Origin of the sequence: Sporosarcina sp. GW1-11, assembly GCF_033088395.1 — a bacterium.
Classification (GTDB): domain Bacteria; phylum Bacillota; class Bacilli; order Bacillales_A; family Planococcaceae; genus Sporosarcina.
The window spans coordinates 11,879-38,434 of record NZ_JAPMIW010000028.1; the positions used below are offsets into that span (position 1 = coordinate 11,879).

Annotated in this window: 28 protein-coding genes; 24 read left to right on the plus strand and 4 right to left on the minus strand. The window is 37.6% G+C overall.

Translation table 11 applies throughout. The features are described from left to right. From ORD22_RS13690 to ORD22_RS13710, 5 genes are all read left to right on the plus strand, one after another. A partial coding sequence (locus ORD22_RS13690; protein ID WP_317646665.1) for a TOPRIM nucleotidyl transferase/hydrolase domain-containing protein occupies positions 1–637 on the plus strand: 637 nt, incomplete at its 5' end. Continuing rightward, entirely contained in the window at positions 613–2,544 is a 1,932-nt protein-coding gene (locus ORD22_RS13695; protein ID WP_317646666.1) for a UvrD-helicase domain-containing protein, read from the plus strand. The genes ORD22_RS13690 and ORD22_RS13695, both read left to right, overlap by 25 nt. 561 nt (positions 2,545–3,105) lie before the next feature. Beyond that, the gene (locus ORD22_RS13700; protein WP_317646667.1) at positions 3,106–4,698 is read left to right on the plus strand and encodes a type I restriction-modification system subunit M; all 1,593 of its coding nucleotides are present in this window, start codon (positions 3,106–3,108) and stop codon (positions 4,696–4,698) included. Beyond that, a complete protein-coding gene (locus tag ORD22_RS13705; RefSeq protein ID WP_317646668.1) occupies positions 4,688–5,914 on the plus strand; it encodes a restriction endonuclease subunit S in 1,227 nt (408 codons plus the stop codon). Before ORD22_RS13700 ends, ORD22_RS13705 begins: the two co-directional genes overlap by 11 nt. A 23-nt stretch (positions 5,915–5,937) precedes the next feature. After that, positions 5,938–9,105, plus strand: coding sequence for a type I restriction endonuclease subunit R (locus ORD22_RS13710; protein ID WP_317646669.1), 3,168 nt, complete (start codon positions 5,938–5,940; stop codon positions 9,103–9,105). 243 nt (positions 9,106–9,348) lie between these two features. Here ORD22_RS13710 and ORD22_RS13715 read toward each other — a convergent pair whose 3' ends face one another. Then, positions 9,349–9,777: a hypothetical protein gene (locus ORD22_RS13715; protein WP_317646670.1), complete on the minus strand. Its 429-nt coding sequence runs from the start codon at positions 9,775–9,777 to the stop codon at positions 9,349–9,351. A 368-nt stretch (positions 9,778–10,145) separates the two neighbouring features. Here ORD22_RS13715 and ORD22_RS13720 point away from each other — a divergent pair, with 368 nt between their 5' ends. Together ORD22_RS13720 and ORD22_RS13725 are read left to right on the plus strand one after the other, a co-directional pair. Beyond that, positions 10,146–10,667 carry a PD-(D/E)XK nuclease family transposase gene (locus ORD22_RS13720; RefSeq protein WP_317646671.1) on the plus strand — a complete coding sequence of 174 codons (522 nt, stop codon included), beginning with the start codon at positions 10,146–10,148 and terminating at the stop codon, positions 10,665–10,667. A 98-nt stretch (positions 10,668–10,765) separates the two neighbouring features. After that, complete coding sequence (locus ORD22_RS13725; RefSeq protein ID WP_317646672.1) at positions 10,766–11,101, plus strand: hypothetical protein; 336 nt, start codon at positions 10,766–10,768, stop codon at positions 11,099–11,101. Between the two features lie 73 nt (positions 11,102–11,174). Here ORD22_RS13725 and ORD22_RS13730 read toward each other — a convergent pair whose 3' ends face one another. After that, the gene (locus ORD22_RS13730; protein ID WP_317646673.1) at positions 11,175–12,677 is read right to left on the minus strand and encodes a methyl-accepting chemotaxis protein; all 1,503 of its coding nucleotides are present in this window, start codon (positions 12,675–12,677) and stop codon (positions 11,175–11,177) included. 749 nt (positions 12,678–13,426) lie between these two features. On the opposite strand from ORD22_RS13730, the gene sda reads away from it, so the two are divergent. The 7 genes from sda (at position 13,427) to ORD22_RS13765 (ending at position 20,051) form a co-directional block, all read left to right on the plus strand. After that, positions 13,427–13,543, plus strand: coding sequence for a sporulation histidine kinase inhibitor Sda (gene sda / locus ORD22_RS13735; protein ID WP_317646674.1), 117 nt, complete (start codon positions 13,427–13,429; stop codon positions 13,541–13,543). Between the two features lie 243 nt (positions 13,544–13,786). Then, complete coding sequence (locus tag ORD22_RS13740; RefSeq protein WP_317646676.1) at positions 13,787–14,068, plus strand: hypothetical protein; 282 nt, start codon at positions 13,787–13,789, stop codon at positions 14,066–14,068. 141 nt (positions 14,069–14,209) lie between these two features. After that, on the plus strand, positions 14,210–15,106 hold the full coding sequence (locus ORD22_RS13745; protein WP_317646677.1) for a DoxX-like family protein: 897 nt from the start codon (positions 14,210–14,212) through the stop codon (positions 15,104–15,106). Between the two features lie 8 nt (positions 15,107–15,114). After that, positions 15,115–15,720, plus strand: a complete 606-nt coding sequence (locus ORD22_RS13750) for a DUF4166 domain-containing protein (RefSeq protein ID WP_317646678.1) — start codon at positions 15,115–15,117, stop codon at positions 15,718–15,720. Then, entirely contained in the window at positions 15,713–17,290 is a 1,578-nt protein-coding gene (locus ORD22_RS13755) for a YndJ family protein (RefSeq protein WP_317646680.1), read from the plus strand. The genes ORD22_RS13750 and ORD22_RS13755 overlap by 8 nt, the downstream gene beginning before the upstream one ends. 243 nt (positions 17,291–17,533) lie before the next feature. Beyond that, positions 17,534–18,967 (plus strand): S-layer homology domain-containing protein, encoded by a 1,434-nt coding sequence (locus ORD22_RS13760; RefSeq protein ID WP_317646681.1) that lies wholly within the window; start codon positions 17,534–17,536, stop codon positions 18,965–18,967. Between the two features lie 628 nt (positions 18,968–19,595). Continuing rightward, a complete protein-coding gene (locus tag ORD22_RS13765; protein ID WP_317646682.1) occupies positions 19,596–20,051 on the plus strand; it encodes a hypothetical protein in 456 nt (151 codons plus the stop codon). A gap of 153 nt (positions 20,052–20,204) precedes the next feature. On the opposite strand, the gene ORD22_RS13770 is transcribed toward ORD22_RS13765, so the two are convergent. Beyond that, on the minus strand, positions 20,205–20,492 hold the full coding sequence (locus ORD22_RS13770) for a hypothetical protein (RefSeq protein ID WP_317646683.1): 288 nt from the start codon (positions 20,490–20,492) through the stop codon (positions 20,205–20,207). Positions 20,493–20,958: 466 nt separating this feature from the next. Here ORD22_RS13770 and ORD22_RS13775 point away from each other — a divergent pair, with 466 nt between their 5' ends. After that, on the plus strand, positions 20,959–21,333 hold the full coding sequence (locus ORD22_RS13775) for a hypothetical protein (protein ID WP_317646684.1): 375 nt from the start codon (positions 20,959–20,961) through the stop codon (positions 21,331–21,333). A gap of 143 nt (positions 21,334–21,476) precedes the next feature. Here the strand turns inward: ORD22_RS13775 and ORD22_RS13780 are convergent, their stop codons facing one another. Then, on the minus strand, positions 21,477–21,635 hold the full coding sequence (locus ORD22_RS13780; RefSeq protein WP_317646685.1) for a hypothetical protein: 159 nt from the start codon (positions 21,633–21,635) through the stop codon (positions 21,477–21,479). 776 nt (positions 21,636–22,411) lie between these two features. On the opposite strand from ORD22_RS13780, the gene ORD22_RS13785 reads away from it, so the two are divergent. From ORD22_RS13785 to ORD22_RS13825, 9 genes are all read left to right on the plus strand, one after another. After that, positions 22,412–23,077, plus strand: a complete 666-nt coding sequence (locus ORD22_RS13785; RefSeq protein WP_317646687.1) for a hypothetical protein — start codon at positions 22,412–22,414, stop codon at positions 23,075–23,077. 146 nt (positions 23,078–23,223) lie between these two features. Continuing rightward, complete coding sequence (locus ORD22_RS13790; protein ID WP_317646688.1) at positions 23,224–23,403, plus strand: hypothetical protein; 180 nt, start codon at positions 23,224–23,226, stop codon at positions 23,401–23,403. A 110-nt stretch (positions 23,404–23,513) separates the two neighbouring features. Further along, complete coding sequence (locus tag ORD22_RS13795) at positions 23,514–23,963, plus strand: DUF1569 domain-containing protein (RefSeq protein WP_317646689.1); 450 nt, start codon at positions 23,514–23,516, stop codon at positions 23,961–23,963. Between the two features lie 251 nt (positions 23,964–24,214). Further along, complete coding sequence (locus ORD22_RS13800) at positions 24,215–24,535, plus strand: hypothetical protein (RefSeq protein WP_317646690.1); 321 nt, start codon at positions 24,215–24,217, stop codon at positions 24,533–24,535. A 91-nt stretch (positions 24,536–24,626) separates the two neighbouring features. Further along, positions 24,627–24,818: a DUF6366 family protein gene (locus ORD22_RS13805; RefSeq protein ID WP_099640068.1), complete on the plus strand. Its 192-nt coding sequence runs from the start codon at positions 24,627–24,629 to the stop codon at positions 24,816–24,818. Between the two features lie 104 nt (positions 24,819–24,922). Continuing rightward, positions 24,923–25,078, plus strand: coding sequence for a tRNA U-34 5-methylaminomethyl-2-thiouridine biosynthesis protein (locus tag ORD22_RS13810; RefSeq protein ID WP_317646692.1), 156 nt, complete (start codon positions 24,923–24,925; stop codon positions 25,076–25,078). A gap of 107 nt (positions 25,079–25,185) precedes the next feature. Next, positions 25,186–25,434, plus strand: coding sequence for a hypothetical protein (locus ORD22_RS13815; RefSeq protein ID WP_317646694.1), 249 nt, complete (start codon positions 25,186–25,188; stop codon positions 25,432–25,434). 119 nt (positions 25,435–25,553) lie between these two features. Continuing rightward, on the plus strand, positions 25,554–25,952 hold the full coding sequence (tnpA, locus tag ORD22_RS13820; protein WP_317646695.1) for an IS200/IS605 family transposase: 399 nt from the start codon (positions 25,554–25,556) through the stop codon (positions 25,950–25,952). A gap of 11 nt (positions 25,953–25,963) precedes the next feature. After that, positions 25,964–26,556, plus strand: a 593-nt coding sequence (locus ORD22_RS13825) for an RNA-guided endonuclease TnpB family protein (RefSeq protein WP_317646696.1), incomplete at its 3' end; no start/stop codon positions are given.

A 26,556-nucleotide genomic window follows, 5' to 3' on the forward strand; every position in this document is an offset into this window, starting at 1 on the left:
TGCTGATAAAGCGATCCTTTACGAGGGAGATACTGAGAGAATGTATTTAGAATATATAATCAAAACAAATGAAAAGTTCAAGAAATTAAGGCAATCTTATATAGCTTATATTCAAGTTGGTGGAGCTTATGCACATAAATATAAAAAAATATTAACTACTCTTAAAATCCCTACTTTGATTCTTACCGATATAGATTATCCCGTTGATTGCAATTCAAAAAAAGAAGTCCTTGAAAGTAATTCGACCAATGCAGTTTTCAATAATTTTTTTGAGGTCAAAGAAGTGAAATATATTTTCCAAAAAATAAAAAGTGAGGATGATAAAATTAAAATAGCAACGCAAGGTTTAAAAGAAGGATTTGCCAGAACTCTAGAAGAGGCAATGTTTTATAGGTTAGGAATTAATATGTTTGATCGCTATTCAAAACAAGATTGGGCAGAATTTAGGAGTAAAAGTGAATTGAAATTTTCTATTCCGCAAAAAGGGAACTGTTTTAACTCTAGAGATATTGTAAATTGTAGCGAAAAGAAAAAAGTAGACTTTATGTACTCTGTGATTTCTGCTGGATTACACGAACATGCACTTCCAAGCTATATTGAGGAGGGGTTAGAATGGATTCAACAAGAGACAATTTAGTCATTATCCAAGCACCTGCTGGTAGCGGTAAAACAACAAGTATTGAAATTTATCTTAAAGATAAAATTTCTAATGATAAATTCAAGAAAAAAGTTCTGTGTATTACTTATACGAAAAGAGCCGCCGAAGAATTACAATCAAGAATCTCTCATGATTTAATCCACATTTCGACTATACACTCGTTTTTATCTAAGTTTTTTTCAAATCACTTTAGGGAGCCGCAAGTCATTGATATTTATTTGGAATATAAATCAAAAGAAATAGAAGAAGAATTGACAAAATATCACGCATCCTTTGAAGAAACAGCAGCTGAAAAACCATTTTCATATGAGAAGTATGCAGAGTTAGAAGAACAGTATGGCTACTTAAGTACTGGGAATATAAAGGACATATTAAATGCTAATGGTCTTATCTATAATGAGCGTATCTGGAGTAATTGTATATTAGGAGAATTATCGCATGATGATTTACTAACTTTTGCACAGAAATGCATAAGTAGAATAGAAAAGTTATCATATAGATTACGGTCAACATATGAAGAAATTATTATTGATGAATATCAAGACACACATTCGGATGTAATCGCATTATTTTATGAAACCGTAAAGGTTGGCGATACAAAGTTAAAATTGATAGGTGATCAAATGCAAAATATATACAAAGTTAATCATCTGAATATTAAGTCACTTCTTGATCAATTTAAAGTTGATAAAACAATGATTACAAATTACAGATCCTCCCAAGAAATTGTAGATGTATTGAATAATGTATATAATAATGCTGAAATTATACAAGAATCAAATGTAGGTAAGTTAAACATCAAACCTAAATTTTATGTTACAGATCAACCAGAAAACATTAAGTTACTATATAATGACTCTTTAATCTTAGTACCTACTGGTAAGGAGGCTACCTCTGATACAGAAAGCATATACAAAATATTAAAAGACTTTAAGGAGTATAAGCACAATAATAGTAAAAATTTAAAAATGACAGATGTTATTAATTTTGAAAAATCGGTTGATCCTTTATTTCAGTTATTAAATCTAATATATTCGATAACAGAAGCTTATGGAAATAAGGATTATCCTACAGTTTTAAGTGAAATCAAAAGTGAATTTGAATTTACAATACATTGCGTTAAAGAGCAGATAATTGAAAAAATGAATAAGATAATAGCGCTCCAAACAGATATTACAATAAGAGAATTTCTTGAAGAACTTAAGAATATGAAATTGTGGAGTGCAGAAATAGATTCACTACTCGATGATGAAAAGTACACAAGTTTCTTAAATTTACAACTAACTGAATACAGTATTCCAAGGGCAATGGGAAATAAATATTCAACACAACATGGAGTTAAAGGAGAAAGTCATGATAAAGTAGTTGTTCACTTAAGGGATAGTAAACCTATAGGAATATATATGTATGACTTTTTAGATATTTGGGCGAAGTATGACGTTAATTTAGAGAATCTAGAAAATTGTTATATGGCAATAAACGATTGTGTGATAAATCAGCAGATCCTGGAAATAGAGAGTCGTTGTTCGAGTAAGACTTTAAATGCGGATTGGTTTAATGAAAATAAAGAAGTGATTAACCTAGTGCAAAAGTTAAACCAAACACATTCTAATTATCCGATTCTACATTATTTGTTACAAAAAAATGTAGAAGAGTTTCTTGAAAGAAAAAATAACAGTTGTTATCTAAAAACAAATGTCGGTCGAAGAATTATTAAAAAGATGGAAAATATAATTACTACATATAAACTATTTTATGTTTGCTTATCTAGAGCGAAAGAACATTTAGTAGTAATTTTAGATAAGGGTCAAGCGTCTGAAGTGGTAATTGAAAAGATGACGACTATCGGATTTGAACTCGAGGAAGTTGAATTGCATGGCGTTTAAGTTCCTGCATAATTTAAAATAAATTAGGAATCTAGTGCCTAAATTAATAATGAGTACCAGGTTCCCGAACAATTCTGAACTGTTTGGAGACCTGGCACCTGTATGAAGCGGTTGAAGTAATGACACAATTTAGATTAACATTAGAATCACACAATAGATTTTCGAATGTAGAAAAAATAGGTACTGGTAATAACGTGTATAATATTAAAGGTCAATCTTTTGTTAAATATAAAAAGAATGCTTCAAAAAGAAGAAGATCAAAATTTTAAGTTGATAGTTAAAAAGTTTATAAACGTCTACAAACAAATTTAAATAGTAACTTTTTAATAATAAATTAATGCAAAGTATCTGTGTGAAAAACAAAAGTGAATGCGTAAGCAAACACGAATGTTTTTTGCACAGTTTTTTAATTAAAGCCAAATGATATGGTACTATAAGAACAAGTGCACCCTTTCTTCATGTAGCAAGAATTAGAAAATGTGAAGGCCTGTGTACGGTAAAATATACCATACTACGTGTATAGCGATAGAACACTAATTACAGAAAAGTGAGGAACAGAACATGGCTGAATTGAACACGATATTATTTAGTGCTGCCGACAACTTGCGCAGTAAAATGGATGCGTCGGAATATAAAAACTATCTATTAGGCTTGATTTTCTACAAATACTTATCCGATCGATTATTAGAGAAAGTAGTCGAGCTTTCCGATGAATCACTAGAAGAATACGATACAGCAGACAAGCAAACACAACTCTATAGAGAGTTATTAGCCGATGCAGATGTAAAAGATGACTTGATTGAAACACTAGTGGATACATTAGGTTACGATATCGAACCAGACTATCTGTTCAATGTCTTAACTGATCAAGCGAAACAAAATACATTTCAATTAAATGACTTGAATAAAGCGTTTATCGACTTGTCTACAAAATATGATCAATTCAATGGTTTGTTCGATGATGTGGATCTAACGTCTAAAAAATTGGGTTCAGATCCACAGCAGCGTAATATTACGATTACAGAAGTGATTAAGAAACTTAATCCGATTAATTTATTAGGGCATGGTGGAGATGTAATTGGAGATGCCTATGAGTTCTTGATCAGTCAGTTCGCTTCAGAAGCGGGCAAGAAAGCAGGAGAATTCTATACACCACATGAAGTATCGGTCATGATGGCTCGTATTGCGGCAATCGGGCAAGAAGATAAAAAGTTATTTAGCGTATACGACCCGACAATGGGATCCGGTTCCTTAATGTTGAATGTCCGAAATTATATTAACCATCCGGAAAGCGTAAAATATCATGGACAAGAGTTAAACACGACAACGTACAATCTAGCGAAGATGAACTTAATCCTGCATGGTGTAGACAAGGAAGATATGCGATTAAGCAATGGTGATACGCTGAACAAAGACTGGCCAACAGAAGAACCTTATACGTTTGATTCGGTCTTGATGAATCCACCGTATTCAGCCAAATGGTCAGCAGATGAAACGTTCCTGGATGATTCTCGTTTCAATCGGTACGGAAGACTAGCACCCAAATCAAAAGCAGACTTTGCGTTTTTATTGCATGGACTGTATCACTTGAAAGATTCAGGAACAATGGCGATCGTTCTTCCTCATGGTGTGTTATTCCGTGGCGGTGCAGAAGGGGTTATTCGTAAAAAGTTATTAGAAGATGGCAATATAGAAGCAGTAATTGGCATGCCAGCCAATCTATTCTTTGGAACTTCGATTCCCACAACGGTCATTATCTTGAAAAAGAACCGTACAACACGTGATGTGTTATTTATTGATGCGAGTAAAGGCTTTAACAAAGTAGGAAATCAAAACAAGCTGTCAACTGAACATATTGAGCAGATTTTCAAAACGTATATCAATAGAGAAAATGTAGAGAAATATGCTTATGTTGCTACATTTGAGGAGATTAAAGAAAATGATTTCAATTTAAATATTCCTCGATATGTAGATACGTTTGAAGATGAAATACTAATTGATATGGCATCTATTGGTTCGGATATTAAAGATATTCGGAAGAAAAAAGTAGAGCTAGAAGCTAAAATATATGACATGATTTCTTCCTTAGATTTTGAGGAAGAAAATACTGAATGGATTAAAGGTGCATTAGAGGTGTTTAATCATGAGAGATAATTACTTTCCTAGTATTAGATTTCATGGATTTAATGAAGATTGGAATAAATATAATTTAGGAGAATTAATTGAAATTACTTCAGCATCTAGAGTTCGTAAAGATGAATGGACAAAGTCAGGTGTTCGTTTTTTTAGATCTAGTGATGTAATAGCTAACTTTAAGGGTATGAAAAATATACCTGCTTTCATTTCGTATAGCTTATACGAAGAACTTTCAAAGAAGTCTGGTATTGTACAACCTGGGGATTTATTAGTTACAGGAGGAGGATCTATTGGTATTCCTTATCTTGTAGAAGATGAAAGACCATTATATTTCAAAGATGCAGATCTGTTGTGGTTTAAAAGTGCGAACAAAGTGGATGGATATTTTCTGTATTATTATTTTGTTACTTCTCAGCTAATTAAATATATATCGAGTATTACGCATGTTGGAACGATATCACATTATACTATTGAACAGTCTAAAGAGACTCCTATAATATTACCCGAACTTATAGAACAAAATAAAATAGGAGAGTTCTTTAGGAAACTAGACGACTCTATTACTCTTCAACAGCAAGAACTAACCATCCTCAAACAAACAAAACAAGGATTCTTGCAAAAAATGTTTCCAAAAGAGGGGGAGCTTACACCAGAGATTCGTTTCTCAGGATTTATTGAGAGCTGGAAACATAGCAAGATTGGAGAAATTACTGATTCTTATTCTGGTGGAACACCAAGTGCAACAAACAAATCATACTATGGTGGAAGTATTCCATTTATCAGATCCGCAGAAATTAATGCAGAGAGTACTGAATTATTCCTTACAGAAATTGGATTAAATAATTCTTCAGCTAAATTCGTTGAAAAGGGCGATATATTATATGCTTTGTATGGTGCGACTAGTGGAGAAGTTGGTATATCCAAAATAAATGGGGCTATTAATCAAGCTATTTTAGCTATGAAACCAAAGCTAGGCAATAATTCGAATTTTATTATGCAGTGGTTAAAAAGACAAAAACACTCAATTATTAGTACCTATTTACAAGGTGGACAAGGAAATCTATCGGGTTCTATAGTAAAAGATTTAGTAATCCCAGTACCACAAAATATAAAAGAACAATTAGTTATCGGAAACTTCTTTAATCAACTTGATGAAGTAATTGCCCTGCACAAACAAGAACTAGAAGCCCTACAACAAACCAAAAAAGCCTTCCTACAAAAGATGTTTGTCTAAACCCATAGAAAGGAGGACAACGCATGACGAAGATTCCTCATAACGATGAAGAAGAAGTAGAACGTCGCTTGATTGAAGTTTTGGGAGAAGGACACAACCAATGGAATTATCGTCCGGATCTAAAGTCTGAAGATGATCTATGGATGAACTTGCGGCAAAAGATTATTCAGAATAACTTAGCGGAAATCGGCGAAACGCCATTAACCGATGCCGAATTCGATACGATCAAAACGGAATTACTGTTAAAAACCAAAACTCCTTTTGAAGCAGCGAAATGGCTGAAAGGGGAGAATGGCATTGCCCGTATTACGATTGAACGTGAAGATGTTTCGATTGGGGCTATGTCGTTGGTTCTGTACTCCAATCAAGATATAGGAGGGGGGATCTCTACATATGAAGTCGTCCATCAGATTGCGAAGAAGAAAACGAGTGTAGAGGACCGTGATCGTCGATTTGATGTCACGCTGTTAATCAATGGACTGCCTATCGTTCAAATTGAATTGAAACAAGCTACTGCGAAAGATGGTGTGTATCAAGCGTATAATCAAATCAAGAAGTATGCAGAAGAAGGCCTGTTCCGAAACAACATTTTTTCAACGCTACAGTTGTTTGTCATATCGAATGAACAAACGACTCGCTACTTTGCGAATGCGATGCCGAAAGATATGCACAAGAAATTCGTCTTTAGTTGGCGTACAACGGATAACCGAAAAGTAGATAATCTTTATGAGTTCGTCAAGCAAGTCCTCAATATACCAGACGCGCATCGATTGATCGCGAATTATACGATTGTCAGTGAAGATCAGGACAATAAAGCCTTGATGGTGCTGCATTCGTATCAAATACATGCGATTGAAGCGTTATTCACATCGGCGATGAAACACCAATCAGGCTATGTCTGGCACGCGACCGGTTCGGGGAAAACCTTAACGAGCTTTGTATCGACCAAGTTATTGGCCAGAAAAGCAGGTGTAGACCGCACGGTGATGCTGATTGACCGAAAAGACTTGGACAATCAAACGACGAGCGAATTTACGAAGTTTGCTTCTGAATTTAATACTGGTATTTCTTCTGGTACGGCGAAGTCGAATAGTTTAATTGTCGGGACAGGAAGTTCTAAAGAGCTGAGTGACACACTGCTATCCAGTGCCAATTCCAATACGGTGATTATAACGACGCGTCAAAAGTTGGAAGCTGCCTTACGCTATGCAGAGAAACAAGAAGAACAAAAAGGATCGCAACGCTTTAAGAAACTGATGGGCCAACATATCGTGTTTGTTGTCGATGAATGTCACCGTGCTTTAAGCGCTGAGGGGATGGAAGCGATTAAGGAATTCTTCCCTAACTCTACGTGGTTCGGCTTTACAGGTACTCCGATCTTTGAAGAGAATAAGAAACAAGCAAAAGGTCGGTTGGCTCGGACGACGCGTGACCAATATGGTGAAGTGTTGCACACGTATACTATTAAAAATGCTCTAGACGATGGAGCAGTATTAGGGTTTCAAGTAGAACATGAAGATACGATTGAGCCCGTCTCGTTGACCAACTACATCTTTACTCAATTGCGTGCGAAAGAAAAATACGCTGCGCTAAGTGACAATGAAGTAAATGATGAAATTGATCAAATGGACGGAATCGAAAGGGAATCCTATATTGAACCCTCGTCTTATGAACGGGACGAGCATATTCAAAAAGTCCTCCATAAGATATTCCGTCCTGACAATGCCTATACTAAATTTGATTTTGAAAATGGAAGACCCCAGAAGTCTGCCATTTTAACGACCAGTTCGATTGCAATGGCGAAACGATATTATCAAGCCATCAAGGAAATGACGAGTGATCCCGACTGGCTGACGAAGGAATTCGCCGGGCAGCCGATCCGAACAGGTCGCACCATTGATGATCCTGATTTTCCACGGGTAGCCATCACGTATTCATTGCAGGAAAATGAAGAAGATTCTAAGCAGAGTCAAGACGAGATGAAGGAAATCATCCAGGACTACAACGAGTATTATGGAACGTCTTGGTCAATAGAAGATATTAATCGCTACAATGGCGACATCAACAATCGACTAGCACGTAAAAGAGCCGAGTTTAAACAGTTAGGGAAGCAGGTCGATCTAGTCATTGTAGTCGATCGACTGTTAACGGGGTTCGACGCGCCAACGGTTCAAACCTTATTTGTCGATCGTAATCTAAGTTACGCGAATCTGATTCAAGCATTTTCCCGGACGAACCGTACGTATCCAGGGAAAAAGAAAGGCTTAATTGTAACATTTAGAAAGCCTGCGACGATGGAACGTAATGTGAACGAAGCGACTAAACTTTATTCGCAAGCGCAAGAAGAAACCAATCTGGTGTACCCATCATATAAGGACACGAAGAAACGCTTCAAGAAAGCGCACACGTCCTTTACCGTCGCTGTACCGAATCCTGAAAGTATAGATGAGCATTCACCTATCGAAAAACGGGTTGAGTTTGTCAAAGCCTTCCAAGAGTTGAGCAATGCCTATGAAGCACTAGTTACCTATGATGATTACAACGATGACATGGAGAAATCAAAAGCACTTCAAGACCAAGTGAAAATACTGGAGGAATACGTTGGGCTCTATAATACAGTGAAAGGTTCACTGATAGATATTGGAGAACCTGAAGATCCAGATGATTTCGAACCCGACTTTTCAGGTATTGAATTCTTTGGAGACAATGCGATTAAAGTATACGACATTGACGCTACTTATATCGATCGGTTACTGGAAACCTACGCAGCGAATAGTCCAGATATCCGCGAAGAAATTGAAAAGGCGCTTCAAAAACTGAATAAGACAGATGTCGTAAAAAACGTGTATACTGATATTCTAAATGCCATTGACGCTAAGGAAGTAGACGAAGATGAAGATATTTTCGCAGTGAAGCGACGTTACTTCACATCAGCTTACGACGACGCGATAGAAGCACAATCCAATACGTGGTTTGTGAAAGAGGATCAACTACATTTATCTGCAATTCAATACACCGTGGGATCAGACACCATCCCAAATATCAGAGGTATTCTAGACAGTAAGGACTTCGATAAATACAAAGCTGAAAATCCAGGCGCGAAGCCATTGAAATATGGACCAGAAATGAAGCGGGATTGGATTCATGTGTTGAATGAGGTTATTGTTCCTTTGAGTGATGAGTTAAGGTGAATTATAGAGTATGGGTATGTTGAATGATAAGATTTGTGAGGTTTTGAATTATTTAACAGGTTCCTAAGTGACAGGGATTTATTACTTTACACTAAAAAATGCATGAAGGACAAAACTTCGCCTTCATGCATTTTTCTTTTTGACTACATATTTATACACGTATCTTTTTAGGGATACAGGAGCGCAGGGGATCAGACTATTTTCTAGTAATGTCTCATCCTTTTTCTTATGTAGTTATGCACCTCAATCTTTCATAATAACCAACCGATCCAATCCATTCTCATCAAACTCTTCCGCATACCGTTCCTCAATTTCTATAAGTCGCTTAAACCGTTCATCAGCATCTCTTGGAACGACTGCTTCTTTCGCTAAATCTCTTTTGGCAAGACGGATTGAAAGTTCATTCCAAAACACTTCATTATCATTCGCATCAATGATTGGCTGAAACTGATTTTCGTATTCTTGTGTTGGATAGTAATCATTCAGCTTCTGATCGTATTGAATAATCTCTTCATATCCGAAATCCTTTGCCAGCGAGTTGATATATTGGTACAGTTCTTCATACTCTTTGATCAGTTGCTCAGAATCTCTGGTGGAATTTGCTGTCCATTCGCCAAGGTGGACTAAATCGAGCAAATGTTTGAATTGCTTCTTCGTGAAATTGATTTTCATTGTAATCTATCTCCTTCATTTATTTGCCATAATCATATCATACAGCTTTGTATGTGCAGAAATCTCTTCTAAAATAAATACTATGAAAATTCAATTTTCCCCTCTAAAATGCCATCGAAATTCAATTTTGAAAACCTTCAACATGATACCTATCGACTTTCCACGTCCGCAAAACTCAATTTTCCCGTTTTGACGAATCGAATCCATCTCTACTACACTCAATGGGAACAGCGAGTAGTATACTCTCGTTTGAACTAAAAAAATGATACAATTAAAATAACAGAATTCGAGGTAGGAGTGTATGGATTCTACATCACGTGTATTAAAACGGCTACCACTGGAACGTTTGATGGATCTAAAGGTCGATTATGCGTGAATTTCATTTTATTGAAATGACCAAATTGATTTCGGATTGGAAAGCGGAGAAGTTAAACCCGCGGGACGATGTGTTGGCGAAGTGGTTGTTGTTGCTAGGTATTGTGGATAAACGGAATGGGAAAATCTACAATGATATTTTTAAAGAATTGGAGGCTATCGCTATGAATGATGAAACTCTGCGTTCGGCTTTTACAAGTTGGGAAGCGTTAAGTGGCACGCCGGAAGAATTTTTTGCCTATGAATCCAGAATGAAACGCGTGCTGGATGAAGAGGCGGCTGTAAGGGAAGCTGAATTGCGGTTGGAAGAAGCAGTTCAGAAAGCAACAGAGAAGGCTACAGAGATAGCAACGAAGAAAGCAACACAAAGGGCAGAACGTAAGGCTCAAGAAGAGAAAATCAGAATGGTTCAAAGTCTTTTAGCAATGGGAGTAGAAGTTGAGAAAATTGCTGTGGCTACAAAACTTGATCAACAAGTCGTTCTTGATATCCAGGAAGACATGCATTGTGAATGAAAAGTGAAAAGTACCTGTACAAGAAACAAACGTGAATGTGTAAACACACACGAAAGTTTTCTGCGCAGGTGCTTTTTTGCTAAAAGGAAGTGATTGTGTTGGTAGGGGCTATTAAACTGAGTGTGGCGGGTGTAGTGCTCTTTTTGTTCTGTATTGCTTTGCGAAAGGATATAAAAAACCTTACGGAAGAGAAACGCAAGCGCCCATTCGTATTCATTTTGGAGTTGCTTCCTATTATTGGACTCGTAACTTTCATAGTCGGTTGGGTGATTTTTAGGAATGTACCCGTTGGAGGTATTGCGATCATTTTATGTTTGATTGGTTTTTCTTCTAATACAATTCGTCAGTGGAAGGCCAACCGTGCACGTGAAAACATCAAAGCAGTCATTTTACTTTTGCTGATTGCGATTGTATTCATCGCCTTTATTCAGTGAAGCTAGTATGATAGTCCGTAAGAGTGATCGGATTAATTGTTTGAGGACCTAGTACCTGAGTTGTATCCATCGATTATTGTAATCTCGTTCTCGCAAATTCATCTAATGATTGTGACATACTATTAATTTCTTCTGCGGAAGCATTTAATTTCTCCGTTAAAGCTGCTTGTGTTTGTGTCATCATTGCCATATCGTTAATATGAGCTAAAATCTCCTCCATATATGTTAACATTTCATTTAGACGGCTATCAATATTACCAGTTGCTTCGGAACTATTAATCGCTAATTTCCGTACTTCTTCAGCAACTACACTGAAACCTCGTCCTTCTTCACCAGCACGTGCGGCTTCTATAGAGGCATTCAGGCCTAATAAATTTGTTTGTTCTGCAATTCCACGAATAAGATTAGAAATATTTCGTGTTTCGTCCGTGCTTTCTTTCGCACGATTAGCGACTTCGCTAGAATGCTCTTGGGCAGCGGATAATTCTTCCGCATGAGCGGCTAAAGATTCAATCCCGTGAGCCATTTCGTTAATAGAACCGGATAGTTGATTCATTCTTTCTGTCAATTCTTGAACAAGTTCTTTTTGGTTTTTTTCAAGTGTTATATCTCGAATCGTCCCTGCAGTTCGAACAGGAACTCCGTTATCATCTCTTAGCGTTTCTCCAGTTGTATGAAACCAGCGATATTCATCTTTTTTTAACTTAAAACGAACATCAACACTGTAAGGCGTGTTTCCAGAATAATCATTCATATGATCTGCTAAACTTTTTGACGCCATTTCAACATCATCTGGATGCAAAATATTGAAAAATATTTCAGATTTATTGGGAAAGTCATTTTCGTTTGTATATCCTAATGTTTGTATAAACTGCGGAGAATACCACAAGCTTGCTCGTTTACTATCGCCATCTTCTATCGTCATATCCCACGGTGCTTCGACTAACACTTCATTAATTAATTGATAACGATTCATTAATGCATGTAGCTCTTCATTTTGTAATACTTCTTCATGAATGTCGAACAGTGCTCCTACAATTCTTAGCGGAACCCCATCTTTGTCTCGAGTGGTTGTTCCTGTTGCACGAAACCACCGATACTCGCCACTTTTTAATTTCAGACGGTATTTAGGGTTATATGGCGTATTTTCAGAGCGATCATCTAAGTGATTTATTAATGCGTTTAACGTAGCGTCATAATCATCAGGATGTATTCTAGATGCCCAACTGTCTAACACATTGGGGAAATCTTTGATGCTCCGAAAACCTAACATGTGACGGAACTCATCCGACCAGATAAATTCATTGTTCGGATTGACTGTATCACCAGCAACTACTGTCATATCCCATAGCCCTACTTTTATTGCTTTAGTTATTAGGTTTAGTCGGAGTTCGGCATCTTCGGCTTCATTACGTAGTTGATTTAATACAGTATTCACATTTTCAGCAATTTCATAAGCTTCAGCTTGTTCAATTGGAATAGATAAATTATGATTACTGTTTTCGACAAGCTTTTTCGATCCTATTAATAGTTCATTATTTTGCTTTTTTTGGCTACTTTTTTTAAAAGATAACATAACTTTTCCCCATTTCTTAACTAAGTTTATGATATGAACGAATTTCGTAGTTCCAAGCCCGTGGCTCCCAACGGTGTCAAGCCATCAAAAAAGAAGTACCTCCCCAAAGTCTTGTATATTGGTAGTCGACGAAAACATACCGAAAGACTGGAGGTACTTCCTTTGACCATTATACGACAATAGAGCTTATTTAGCATCTAGGACATAGAACCTACCCGAAGATATGAAGAGATTATGCCTGCCATCTGCTAGTTTTACTACTTTTAGTTTTTCTACCTCAATCCATTCTTTCTCTTCAGGACCGCGGTATACAAGCGCTTTTATTTCAATGCCTCTCATTCTTTATATTCGATATATTCCCACAAATCAGAGATTCTGTCAAGGTATCTTAGTTTCTGTATACGACAAAATACCTGCTTTTACTAACGTTTTCTCTATTTTTCTTTTTTTGTAAAATTACATTCAAAGCGTTATATAAATGAATGTAGATACTTTATCTATAGTTTTCCGTTCTTAAGAAAAAATACTTTTTGCCTATTATGACAGAATCTGATTGCCCGCATTACAGTACACTTTTTCCTTCTCGTTACGCTTCACTCGCAAAAGCCGTTCTTCGTTACGGCTTTCGCTTCGATCTACTAAGTGAGTGCTCCACATTATATTCCTTAAACGCACCCTAGTGTTTTAAATAATCTAATACGGGTATGTAAAAGATAGGAAGATTTTTATGAAAGGAAATAGGTGTACAAATGCATAACTTATCAAATACCGAATTACTTGAGGCCTATGAACTCGCAAAAAAAATAGCAACAAATAAAGAATTCATTAAACAACTTGAAGAAGAAATCAAACGCCGTGGTCTATAGATGCCCAGGTGTTTTTTTTATTCAATAAAACTGATCCCTTTACGACATAAAGAATACATTAAAAATTAGCCGATTTTTATAGCAAGTATAGCATGTCCATTACAGAAAGGTATATTGATAGTCTTTAATTATCCAAAAGGTATGAAGTGGTAGGGGTTTTGTCACTTATAAAAACTATGAAAATTCAATTTCCCTGTTTTGACGAATTGAATCCATCTCTTTAAAGAATTGGAGGCTATCGCCATGAATGATAAAACACTTCGTTCGGCTTTTGAAAGTTGGGAAGCGTTGAGTGGTACACAGGAAGAATTTCTTGCGTATGAATCTAGAATGAAACGAATAATTGATGAAGAGGCTGCTGTGAGAGAGGCAGAACTACGGTTGGAGGAGGCGGTTCAGAAAACAAAGAAACAAATGGTTCGTAATCTGTTAGCAATGGGAATGGAAGTAGAGAAAATTGCTGAAGCTACAGAACTTGATAAACAAGTCATTCTTGATATTCAAACAGAAATGCGTCACGAGTAAAAAGAGGGACCCCCACCGGTTCTTCTTTTTTATTTAGATTATATTTCAATTCCCTACCAATCTTCCAATCAACAACAATGGTAAACTAAAGAAAGTACCATATAAATTAATCGACAAAATCTACATAGGAAGGTGAACGCTATGAAATCAAAACCGATCTACGTAGAAATCCCCATACATGTCCCGCTACAACGTGTATGGGATGCTTCGCAACAACCTGATTTACATGCGCAGTGGGATTTGCGATTTTCTTCTATCCGCTACTTGCCAAAGGAAGAAGACGAGCCGCAACGGTTTACGTATACACGAAATGTCGGCCCATTTACAGTAGAAGGATGGGGGGAGAGTAGTGGCTCCGCTATTTTAGCTGATGGATCGCGCAGCTCTTCGTTACACTTCGGCACGGATCAAAAAATATCTCCAATACGTGAAGGGCGCGGCTATTGGAAGTACGAGCCGATGGAAGATGGCACGAAGTTTTTGACGCAGTATGATTATCAAACGAATGTTGGCAAAGTGGGACAGCTGATGGATAGCGTGTTTCGGCCATTAATGGGCTATGCGACTGCGCTAAGTTTTGATGTGCTGAAACGATGGCTCGAAAAGGGAGAAGCCCCGATTTCGCAATATCGACGTTTCTTTACGATGCATTTGCTTACGCTATTCTTCGCGTTTCTATGGATTTATCAAGGGCTCGTCCCTAAACTCTTGGCGATGCATCCACAGGAAATAGCGATGGTGGCGAGCGGCTTGTCGCTTTCAGATGCTGCGGCGACGAATGTAGTGTTCGCGATTGGGGTAGCTGAAGTTTTATTTGGAGTGGTCTGGTTGCTTTATCGAAAGAAACGACATCTCTTCATCTTGCAGATGATTGCGTTTCCGTTATTGACAATTGCGGCATTCGTTGCGGCTCCGGAAACGGCGATTCATCCATTCAACCCCATTACATGTAATGTGTCGTTACTCGTGCTGACTGGCATCGGTTTGCTTGTGAGCCACGATCTTCCGACGGCCGCATCGTGTAAAAGAAAGAGGTGAGGTCCGAAGTGTCTATTTATAAAAACGTGTTGGCTGACGACTTTTCCCGTCTTCATCCGATGCTACAAAAAAGATACGCCTTTGAAGAACCCGTCTTTCGAGCGTCTGGAACGATGGATCGCATTGTGGGCGGCCCGAAATGGCTTGCTCCGCTCTTTTTATTTGGAGCGAGACGAAAGTTCGTTTTTCCGGAAAGTGGAACGGCAATTACGTTTACGATAGTCAATTCATCTTCTATTAATTCTGCTGGCGTTGAAGAAATTCATTGGGAACGCAAGTTTAATTTTCCGAATAAGACACGCTATTTCAATGCGTTGATGAGTTTGGATGAACGACGAATGGTTGTGAAAGATTACCTCGGGGAACCGCCACTAGTGTATTCGGATTTGCAGTTTACTGTCGTGGATGGTGGCGCGTTGAAAATTGAGTCACTCGATCAACGGTTAGTCCTTGGAAAGCTAGAAATTCCGTTGCCAACATTTCTGCAAGGGTTGGCGACGGTAGTGGAATCGTATGATGAGCTGCGAGAAGTCTATCGAATTCAAGTCGATGTAAAGAACCCATTACTCGGTACGGTATTTTCATACGAAGGGGAGTTTACGGCGGATGCGTAAGTTTGTCATCATTCATGTGCTGTTGTTTCTAGTTACACTTGTTTTTAGTGATACCCCGTGGCCATATGGTTTGTTGGTGGTGGCGCAGCTTGTCTATATTCCCGTTCTGTTACGACTTGTTTGTACGGAACGCGATTGGTTTTGGACGTACTATCCGTATGTTGCCGTTCCTGCGTACGCCTCAGTAGTGCTCGGGCAAGTCGTCTCGACCGCATGGGATGGTTGGATTGCTTCATTCTACTTATTGTTTACGCTATACGTGGCTCTTTACGGAATCGCGCGTTTTCTACGTCGCGGATTTACGAATATAGAAGAGTTTGCGATTGATCTCGGACTTGTCTATTTAGCTATGGGTGGTGGCTGGTACTTTGCTTTTGTTGCGGGTATTGACTTAGGATTTAGTCCGTTACTGACGTGGTTGACTGCCATTCATTTTCATTATTCGGCTTTTATCTTGCCGATATTTATAGGATGGATCGGACGTTTGCATAGTTCGCGTGTATACCGTTGGGCTGTGGCAGCATTGCTTTCGGCACCGATGATTGTGGCGGTTGGAATTACGTTTTCCCGCTGGATTGAAATCCTTTCCGTATTGCTTTATATGTACGGCTTTTGCGTGATCATTTGGATTGTTTGGCGATCGTTATTTGCTAATCGTTTGCAGAAGTGGCTGTTGCGCCTGGCGTTTAGCGCACTAGCTGTGACGATTACGTTTTCGATGTTTTATGTATTGAGTAATGGCTTTGGCCTTTTTTCCGTGACGATTGATTTCATGCTTCGTTTTCATGGGGTATTGAACTGCATCGTATTTGCTTTATTCGGCTTAATCGGCTGGTCGATAAGTGTACCGCCAGCGCGTTTTGTACCACCTACATTTCCGAGAAGTCAGATTCGCGGAAGACGAGTGGCGGAAGAAATCGGCCAGGTCGGTAAGCATCGCGGGCTGTCTGATGACTTGACGGTGTATGGACTGTCTTCTGCATCGGTCTCTCCTTTAATTATCCGCTTCTATGAACAGACGACTGATTTCAGGCTGTCTGCTTCGGTTCACTGGCATCGCTGGTTTAAGCCGTTTGCCTTTGTTTATTCATTCATCAGTCAACGCATGCAGCAAATTAATTTGCCGCTACGTTCGGAAATAGTCGAAATGACAGGGGCTATTTATACGCTCGATGAAGGATTGGATGGTCGAGAACAGGTGCGCGTGTGGGAGAGGAAAGTTGGAGAACAGACGATTTTCACCGCTCTTTATTCGCAGCATGAAACGAATGAACGCATGTATATGAATATTGCATTGCCGTTACCTTATTCGACGATGACAGGGGTTTTGGAATTGCACGCAGTCAATCAAGGGTTGCGATTGACAAGTAAGCGTACGGATCTAGCTTCGGATGCGGGCGTGTATTTATCTTTTGATACTAAAGGTTTATTTACATTACCTTTGCAAGAGACCTTTTTCATTGAGCAAACAGGGGAAGGTACATTACAGGCCACACATCACATGTGGATATTTTCGCTTCCTTTTTTAACGATTGATTATTTGATTGTGTATGAGGGTGAAGACAGATAAAAGAGTAATCACATTCTCTGTAAAAAATAATTGTGAATGAGTAAACAAACATAAGCGTTTGGCACACTTCCTAGAAAAACGTTGACTGTTGACCGAACCATGGTCGATAGAAGGCGTTTTTTTGTCTACTGTTACTAAAAATCTTTCTAATATCTTTGAAACTTTTCTCAAAATCTACCGTCTGTACGATACTTCAATAACAATGAAGAAACATCTACTAGATTTCAGAAAGGAAGAGAGTAAATGAAGAAAAAACTATGTACCGTACTAGGAGCACTCGTGCTCGCATGCAGCCTACCTTTATCTGGCGCGGCAAGTGAACAGCGATTTTCAGATGTGCCACCAACGAAGCACTTTGCGGAGGCAGTGAATAATTTTGCGGAACGTAATATTATCGGAGGCTATCCGGACGGTACGTTTAAGCCGAGCAATTCCATCACGCGTGGACAGGCGGCTGCGATGATTACAAAGCTGATGAAATTAGACACGAAGAATGTTAGGAACCCAGGATTTACAGATGTTACAACAGCAAATGGTTACTACAAAGCGATTGCCGCGTTAGCACAAGCGAATATTATCGGTGGCTATGGTGACGGGCGTTACGGTCCGAATCAACCGATTACCCGCGAACAAATGGCTTCCATTTTAGTGAAAGCTTTTGACCTGCCACATTATCAAGGGATGAAAAATCCATTTAAAGATGTAAAAAATCCTTCTCACGCAAATAATATTTTGATCATTTACACACTCGGTATCACGACAGGTACGACTCCAGATACATACAGCCCGAAAAATCCGATCACTAGAGGACAAGCGGCTAAAATGATGAAAGCTGCTGAAGAAGTGAAAACACCGATGGTTACGATCAAGCCGAGTGATTTAGGGTGGGAACGGATTGATTGGATACATGCCAATCAGATGAATTCAGACGTATTCCAAGCGGTACTCCTAAAAGGGAAGAATACACCAAACGGCTATACAGGAGATCGAGTCCAATTGATTCCGATGAAGGAAGGGACCGGTGCAATCAGTTTAACTGAAGGCTATCGCAATGGTACTGAAAATTATAAAAAGTATTATGTGAAAGTTAAAGATGTGAACGGTGAGTTGGTGTTGACATTAGAAGAGACGACTGATTATTTTCCGACAGAAGCAAGAATGTCTATCGATGCGCAAGTTATTCAAAACATTTCTCTTACTACAATGGATGGCAAGAAGTTATCTGACAGTGTAGAGTTTGCCGCATGCAAAAATGGCTACGGAACATGTATTCAGATGAACGAAGTGGGTCAATACATCGCGACGATTCGTTTTACTGATGGAGAAGATGTGCGCTATGGAATAGAAGTGAAGCCTAGTAGTACGTTTTACTATGAAGTGGAAACGTTAAAAGAACAGCATATGGCGACGTATGCGCAAGGAACGACTGTCGATATAGGAAAACACAAAATCCTTACGAAAGATTATGAGCAGATTGCGACGATTACTAAAGATCCTCAGACTAACTTGTTTACGGCTCGACTCACTGGAGATAACATAGGCTCAGTCGTGATTGAATTTGAGCGTGGAGAAAATAGTGAAAATTACCAACAAACGGGGCTTTGGATTAATGTTCGTAAAATAGGTTCCATTATGAATATTGAGATATACAGTAATGGTTATGCGACGGATATTTAATCGTCAAGCGTCTATAAAATAAACAAGAAAACAAGAAAGAGGCTGGGACAAAACCTAAATACTGCACGAAGGGCCATTGGTCTTCATGCAGTATTTAGGTTTAACTGTGTATTCATAAGCTTAGCCTTTATCAGATACAAGAGTGTACCGGAGCGGAAAAAGGCCGACTCCTGCGGGAGATAGCGCGAATGTTGAGACCCCGCAGGAGCGCCAGCGACGAGGAGGCTCAAGCGCGCCCCGCGGAAAGCGTGCCTTTTGGAGCGCAGGGGAACGGACTATTTTCTAGTTGTGTCCCAGCCTCTATTGTATAGTTTACTCCTTATCAGTAACCAAATATGCCATCCTATTCTCTGGGAACGTTGAATCATCATCCGATATTTGCAGATATACACATCCAAAATAAAAAACTATGAAAATTCAATTTCACCCTCTAAAATTCCATCGAAATTCAATTTTGAAAAACTCAAACATGATACCTATCGACTTTCTGCTTCCACAAAATTCATTTTCCTTGTTTTGACGAATCGAATCCATCTCGACTACACTCAATGGGAACAGCGAGTAGTATTCTCTCGTTTGGACTAAAAAAATGATACAATAAAATTAACAGAATTCGAGGTAGAAGTGTATGGATTCTACATCACGTGTACTGAAACGGCTACCAGTTTTGGCGAAGTGGTTATTGTTGCTTGGTATTGTGGATAAACGGAATGGGAAAATCTACGACGATATCTTTAAAGAATTGGAGGGAATCGCCATGAATGATGAAACACTTCGTTCGGCTTTTGAAACTTGGGAAGCGTTGAGTGGTACACAGGAAGAATTTCTTGCGTATGAATCTAGAATGAAACGAATAATTGATGAAGAGGCGGCTGTGAGAGAGGCAGAACTACGGTTGGAGGAGGCGGTTCAGAAAGCAACAGAGAAAGCAAATCAAGAGGCAAAACGTAAAGCGCAAGAAGAAAGAGTAAGAACGGTTCGTAATCTGTTAGCAATGGGAATGGAAGTGGAGAAAATTGCTGAAGCGATGGAACTTGATAAACAAGTCGTTCTTGATATCCAGGAAGATATGCACTGTCAATGAAAAATCCCTTGTACCTAAAAGCTACGACGATAATGGCCTTGTAAGCAAAATGATAGTAAAAGCTACTTACTGCTTACGAGGGGCTAAAAAGGGTGCAAATCTCTGTAAATGAATTGCACCCGATTACCGAAGATTAATGATTTCATCCTTCTACTAAAAAACAGCAGTAATCTTAATTTCTTTTCGTTTAATGAGATCCGCTAAAGTAATTCCATCTATTTTCACATAATCAATTATATATTGATTAAGGTCATTAAAATACTCGCTCACCCTTTTTTGACCAATCCACATAGCTCTTCCTTCTAAAGAATGTGAAATAAAATATTCTTGCTTCTGATAAACAAATTCAATTTCCCTACCCTGTTCTAAGTAAAATACAAAGTGTTCATAACTAATACTTTCACTCGCTGGGACATCATCAAACCTTTTTAGTTTATCCATATCACAACAACCTTTCTTAAAGCCCCATTTTATGAAAAAGGGCACAATCCTTATTTAAGAATCGCACCCTATAACGGTAAATTCATTGACTATGATTTTTTCTTCTTCTATTTCTAAAAAAGAAAAATCCAATTACTACTAATGTAATGGCAACCCCGCCTCTAACTATTGATTGCGTATCAAAGATGACAAAATAAGAATCTTTTAGTTCGTACATGATTAAACACCACCTAGTTTTAAATAATCTGGCCCGTTTGTTGAAGTATCAAATTTCATCCATTAGTATCTATTATACTAGAGGTACCGAACGAAACCTTCAAATTATGAATTAAAGGAAAGTAATCCATGAGGTTTCATAAAGTTCATTGGACAGCGTTTTGTGTATGGAATGTCTGATTGGTTTCACTCAGGCATACAGATAGAAGGTGATTTAGGATGAAGGGCGAATGAGTTAGGTGAGGAAGGAATGAACATAAATAGTAAATTAGATCAACCGAATGAGAATGCTGTGAAGAAAGAATATATTGAAACACCGGCTAAAACGATTTTCAAGAAGTTTGCTAACCAAAAAGATGTGTCTCTCATCTACGGAGATCCGATTGAACTTGGTTTGCAAAAGGTAGTCCCTGTGGCGAAAGTCAAATATGCCGTTGGCGGGGGTGGTGACGGTAGCGGAGGGGAAGGTGGTAGCGGTAGTTTTTCCATTAAACCCGTTGGCGTCTATGTTATCACACCAGACGAGGTGAAGTTTAAGTCCACTCTGGATGTGAAAAAAATAAGCGCATTGACTGTGGTCGTTGGTGGCGTTTTAGGATTGTGGGCTCTTTGGAAAGGGAAATGAAGAAAGATTTGTGAAATTTAAGGGGTGTCTGTACAAAAATCAGAACGTTAAAAGCGTGTCCTCCAGGTTACCCAAAACCTAGAAGACACGCTCTTTTTATGAAACTATGTAATAGAAGGGAATCTATCCAATGACATCAACGATCAATCAAACGTTAACACAATTCGTCCGTTAATTTGGCCTTTAGCCATTTTATCAAGCACCGTATGGACTTCGGAAAGTGGAGCTGTTTCGATTAACGGGTTCGGTACATGGGGAGAAAACGTTAAAAAGCATGGCATATGGGGACTCAATTCACACATGAATAGGTGTCCCCATTTTTGTTGTTGTATCAATGCTTAATGAGATTATCGATAGTAAATCGTATTAAAATTGGTGGGTGAAATGGTTTTCTTGAAAAGTATTTTGAATTTATTGAAAACCTTGAAAGAAATTAGGTATTTTGTGCTAAAATAAATTGTAAGAGGACGGCTTATTAAACAAAACGGCCATTTTATTGAAGATGGACAGTGTTTTTTAGAATTTAATTCGGAGATTTTGAAATTGAGATTTATCAAAACAAGGAGGGGAAGCAAATGAGGAATGCAGATGAAACAGAAAGAAGAAAGGATTTCAAGGCGACGATGATACCTGGGATTATAACTCTTTTCTTTTATTGGTCTGCACTCTCCCTATATTCTGTTTATCAATACGTCACCACAAGCGAGATGGGGGCACCTTTCTATATTTTAAATGTAGGTGTGATTTTATTCTGCATTTTCACTCTCATTTATAGACGAAGATTGAAAAGATAAAGTTGTAAAAAGTGAAGACATCTTTTGTGAATTCTTATACTCCTCAAAAGGGTGCGTTTAAGGAATAAGTTTAGAAGCAACACCTAGTTGATTGAAGTGTAAGGCGGCGACTCCTGCGGAAAGCGTCCGCCTGGAACGGAAATCAACGGTTTCTCATAGCAATCGGGCGCGATTGTGGCACAAATTTTATGCCATTAACGGGCCGTTTTAAAGAGTAGGAGTTTTAATAGAGTGGTTATAAAATGTTGGATATAGTGGAGAAACATAGAACAGGAGGTGTCAAGGTGATTCAAAAAACAGAGTTACATATTCTAAATGGTATGGAAATGTATAGATACTTCAAGGAGACGCATTTTCTTGAAACTGAATTGATGATCCCTTTTAATGAGGCAATGTGTTATGGAAATACTTGCGAGGATTTATTTTCAGATGAATTTATCGAAATACGTGCAAAAGTTCATAATGTAACACCAGCACAATATACTGAGGTGACCTTATGTCCATTACAGCCCCTTTTTTGTAGTGAAGTCTTCAATCGAATAGCATTATGGTTTGATGAAGATATGTTTTGTCAAATAAATCTTCTTACCATATTGGCTTGGTTAGACCAAGCCAATTATAAGGGGACGATTGACCTCCAAATTGTCGGTGATAATTTTCAGCCCGTTGATTATTATGTCTTAAAGGCGAAGGGATATTACTCACTCTACAAACAAGTGGTTATTCATAAAATAGTACCTCAAAATGTTCATCCAAGACCATTAGGCAAGGGGATTGAACTATATTTGACTTATCTTAATAAAGATAGTGATCTTATGTTGTATATTCAAAGGCACAAGGATTTCACCACAAAAGAACTTGTGGCTGTACTAATTGAAAAATTCCAGGATCTTGGGTTGGCGGATACACAATACCTTGAGATAATAAAATCTCAACAAAAAAATGTATAACTATATAACTATCCTTTAGCGGTAAAGATAATTGAAGGATCCTTGAAATATTAATTGTAAAACAATTGGTTGCAGTTGTTGGACAAATTCTGTTCCTGAATCGGGCCATTGAATTTAAAAAGATAGGTTACAAGGGGGTAGAAAAATTGCAAAAAATAACGTATTTATTAATCACAATTTTTATAATGCATTTAATTACACTTGCTAATATTACTATTTTTAATGGGGATTGGAATGGCTTAGTGATGGCAGTTAATACAATTTTACTTGTTCTAGCATTTGGTTTAGTTTTACCGATAAAAAGTAAAATGAAAGTAAGTAATTAACTAATCAATTATCGGGGGCAATTCTTGAAGAAGAATTTGCACCCTTTTCAGTAAAAGGGACAAATTAGTTAAGAAGGTTGACTCAATATAATTAAAGGGGATATGCACTAATGAAAAATATTTTTAATCATATGCATACAGCAGAAGTTTTAAAGCGTATTGACAAATTGAGTCCAAATTCACAACCACAATGGGGAAAAATGGATGTTGCCCAAATGCTAGCGCATTGTTCATCTTTCCAAGACATTGCAATGGGAAATTCTTTTCCACCAAGGAGTTGGTTAGGAATAATAGTAGGGAGGTTTGCAAAACAAATCATTTACAATGACAAGACATTGCCCCATAATATGTCTACTATTCCAACCATTTTGATTGCAGATGATAGAGAATTTGAAACGGAAAAAGAAAAGCTTAAACAAAAAATTATCACATTTCAAAATAACGGACCAGAGAAGTGCACAACTCATCCGCATCCTTTTTTCGGGAAGCTTACTTCTGAGCAATGGGGTAAAGGAATATACAAGCACCTTGACCATCATTTAAAACAGTTTGAAGTTTAAACATTGAAAAACAAAATGAAACGATGTGCATCGTTAGTTAAAGAAAGTATCTCCAAGCCTAATTACTATTATCTTTCATAAGCTGAACAATGCTTTGATTTATTCTCAATTACTATTTGAAGCAACCAACAGTATGTCTTCTTATAATCTTTTGTTTTGCCTTAATCGGGTGCGATTGTTGCATAAATTTTATGCCATTAATGGGCCATTTTGTGTAGGAAGAACAGGGTGTTTTACGAGGGGGGAATGATGTGGAATCAGATGTTATCAAGCAAATTATAAAAGGATTGTGTAAAGTAAACGATATTTCTCCTAGAAAAGTTAGATTCGAAAGTATTGAAGGTGTCGTAATTATAGGCGTTAAAAATTATTTAAAAGATGGTGTGGACTTAGAATGTTTCCATATTTTAAATCTGATTTATCAAGTGATTACTCCGTTTGGGGTTAAGTTTAATCAGCAATTATATTTATATCCAAATTCAAAAAGAGTAGACAGAATAACTGTAATGTTCCAAAAAGAGGAATACGATTCTTTAAATATGAAAATGAAAAATGGTTACATAGATAATTAAACAACAATCATCGGGTGCAATTCACTAATAAGATTCGTTCTTCAAACGGGCCAATTTGAAGCACACTAAAGAAAATTTAAGGAGTGGTAAAATGGGCAGAGATAACGAAACTCCTGAAGAAAGACGTGAAAGATTAAGGCAGAAGGAATTAAAGCATCCCGCAAGCAGTATTCACGGAAGCGTACTTTCGGATTTAGTAGGTGGCTTAGGTTGGAAAGGCACTGGACTGATGATTCTTTTATTGATAATTGGATTTATAATATACGCCACCTTCTTTCGTTAATCGGGTGCGATTGTTGAATTCATCTGTGCCACAATCGGGCCATTTTGTATGATTGTTTTTCAGTTATACAATCGTTATATTCCAAAATGAGGGAGTAATAAACTATGTCTAAAAGTATAATCGGGTTAATTGCAGGAATCTTATCTGCTTGGTTAGTAATTAGTATTATTACAAAAAGCTTTGATAGCGATTCCTTGCTCATACTATTGCTTGGAGTTTTCATGGGTTATGGTATAGGAAAAAAAGAACAAAAAGATTAACTTTGTTTGTAACCGTGCTGTAAACGGGTGCGATTGTTTCACAAACTTTATGCCATTAATGGGCCATTTAGTCGTTGAAAGATTTAGTCAGGGGTGTTTTTATTATTATGGAAATTAGAATAAACAGTGACTTTTCCCAAGCGGATTTAAATGAAATGAGAGACGTTTATGCTTCTGTCGGGTGGACAAAACATACGAATGATAAAATCAAAACAGTGTTTGAATCAAGTAATGTTATAGCAATAGTGACATCTAACGATCGAATTGTAGGGTTTGGAAGAGCAATGACAGATGGTGTTTTTAACGGCTCTTCGAAAGAAGTCTCTACCTTCAAACGGGTGAAGGGTGAAGGGTGAAGCCCTACGGTAAGGTGGAGATGAATTTCGGTTTGGAGATAGCCAAAAAGTAATTGCGGTTGCTTTTTATTTTTCGCTCGAATACAATCAGTAGTATAGTGAATAAAGGTGGTATATCAGTGAAATTAGACAATAATAATCACTCAGTGTTCTTACTATATTACCATCTTGTTTTGGTTGTAAAATATAGGCGAAATGTATTCGATGATAAAATTTCCGAGTACGCAAAAGATATGTTTGTCAGAATTTCAGAGAAATACAATATAACTTTAGTTGAATGGAATCATGATGAAAACCATATCCATGTTTTATTCAAGGCACATCCAAATACCGAAATGACGAAGTTTATCAATGCCTATAAAAGTGCCAGTTCCCGACTAATCAAAAAAGAATTTCCCAAAGTAAAACAGAAGCTTTGGAAAGAAATGTTTTGGTCAAGAAGCTTTTGCTTACTAACAACGGGTGGTTCTCCAATAGAGGTAATGAAGAAGTATATCGAAAGTCAAGGTCAAAAGTGAGGTGAAATGATATGACTACACATAATAAAGCCTACAAATTCCGCTTGTATCCAACAGATGAACAAGCATGTCTTATACGTAAAACCTTCGGCTGTGTTCGATTTGTCTATAACAAGATGTTGGCCGAACGAAAAGAAACATATGAGAAGTACAAAGACAACAAAGATGAACTGAAGAAGCAAAAACTGCCTACCCCTGCTAAATACAAAACAGAGTTTGAATGGCTGAAAGAGGTTGATTCTCTAGCTCTAGCAAATGCTCAACTAAATTTGCAAACAGCATACAAAAACTTCTTCAATGGCACTGCTGATTTTCCTACATTCAAAAGTAAGAAGTCCAGAAAGTCCTATAAAACGAATGTAGTGAATGGCAATATTATGTTGCTAGATGGTCATATCAAGTTACCAAAGCTTAAACTTGTCAAAATCAAACAACATCGCACGATCCCTCCAAACCATACGATTAAATCATGTACAATTTCTATGACACCAGCAGGCGCATATTATGTCTCTATCTTAACTGAATATGAAAAAGAAATCGTTCAGAAAGAAATAGAAAGTATCGTTGGATTAGATTTTGCGATGGCTGAACTTTACGTAAGTAG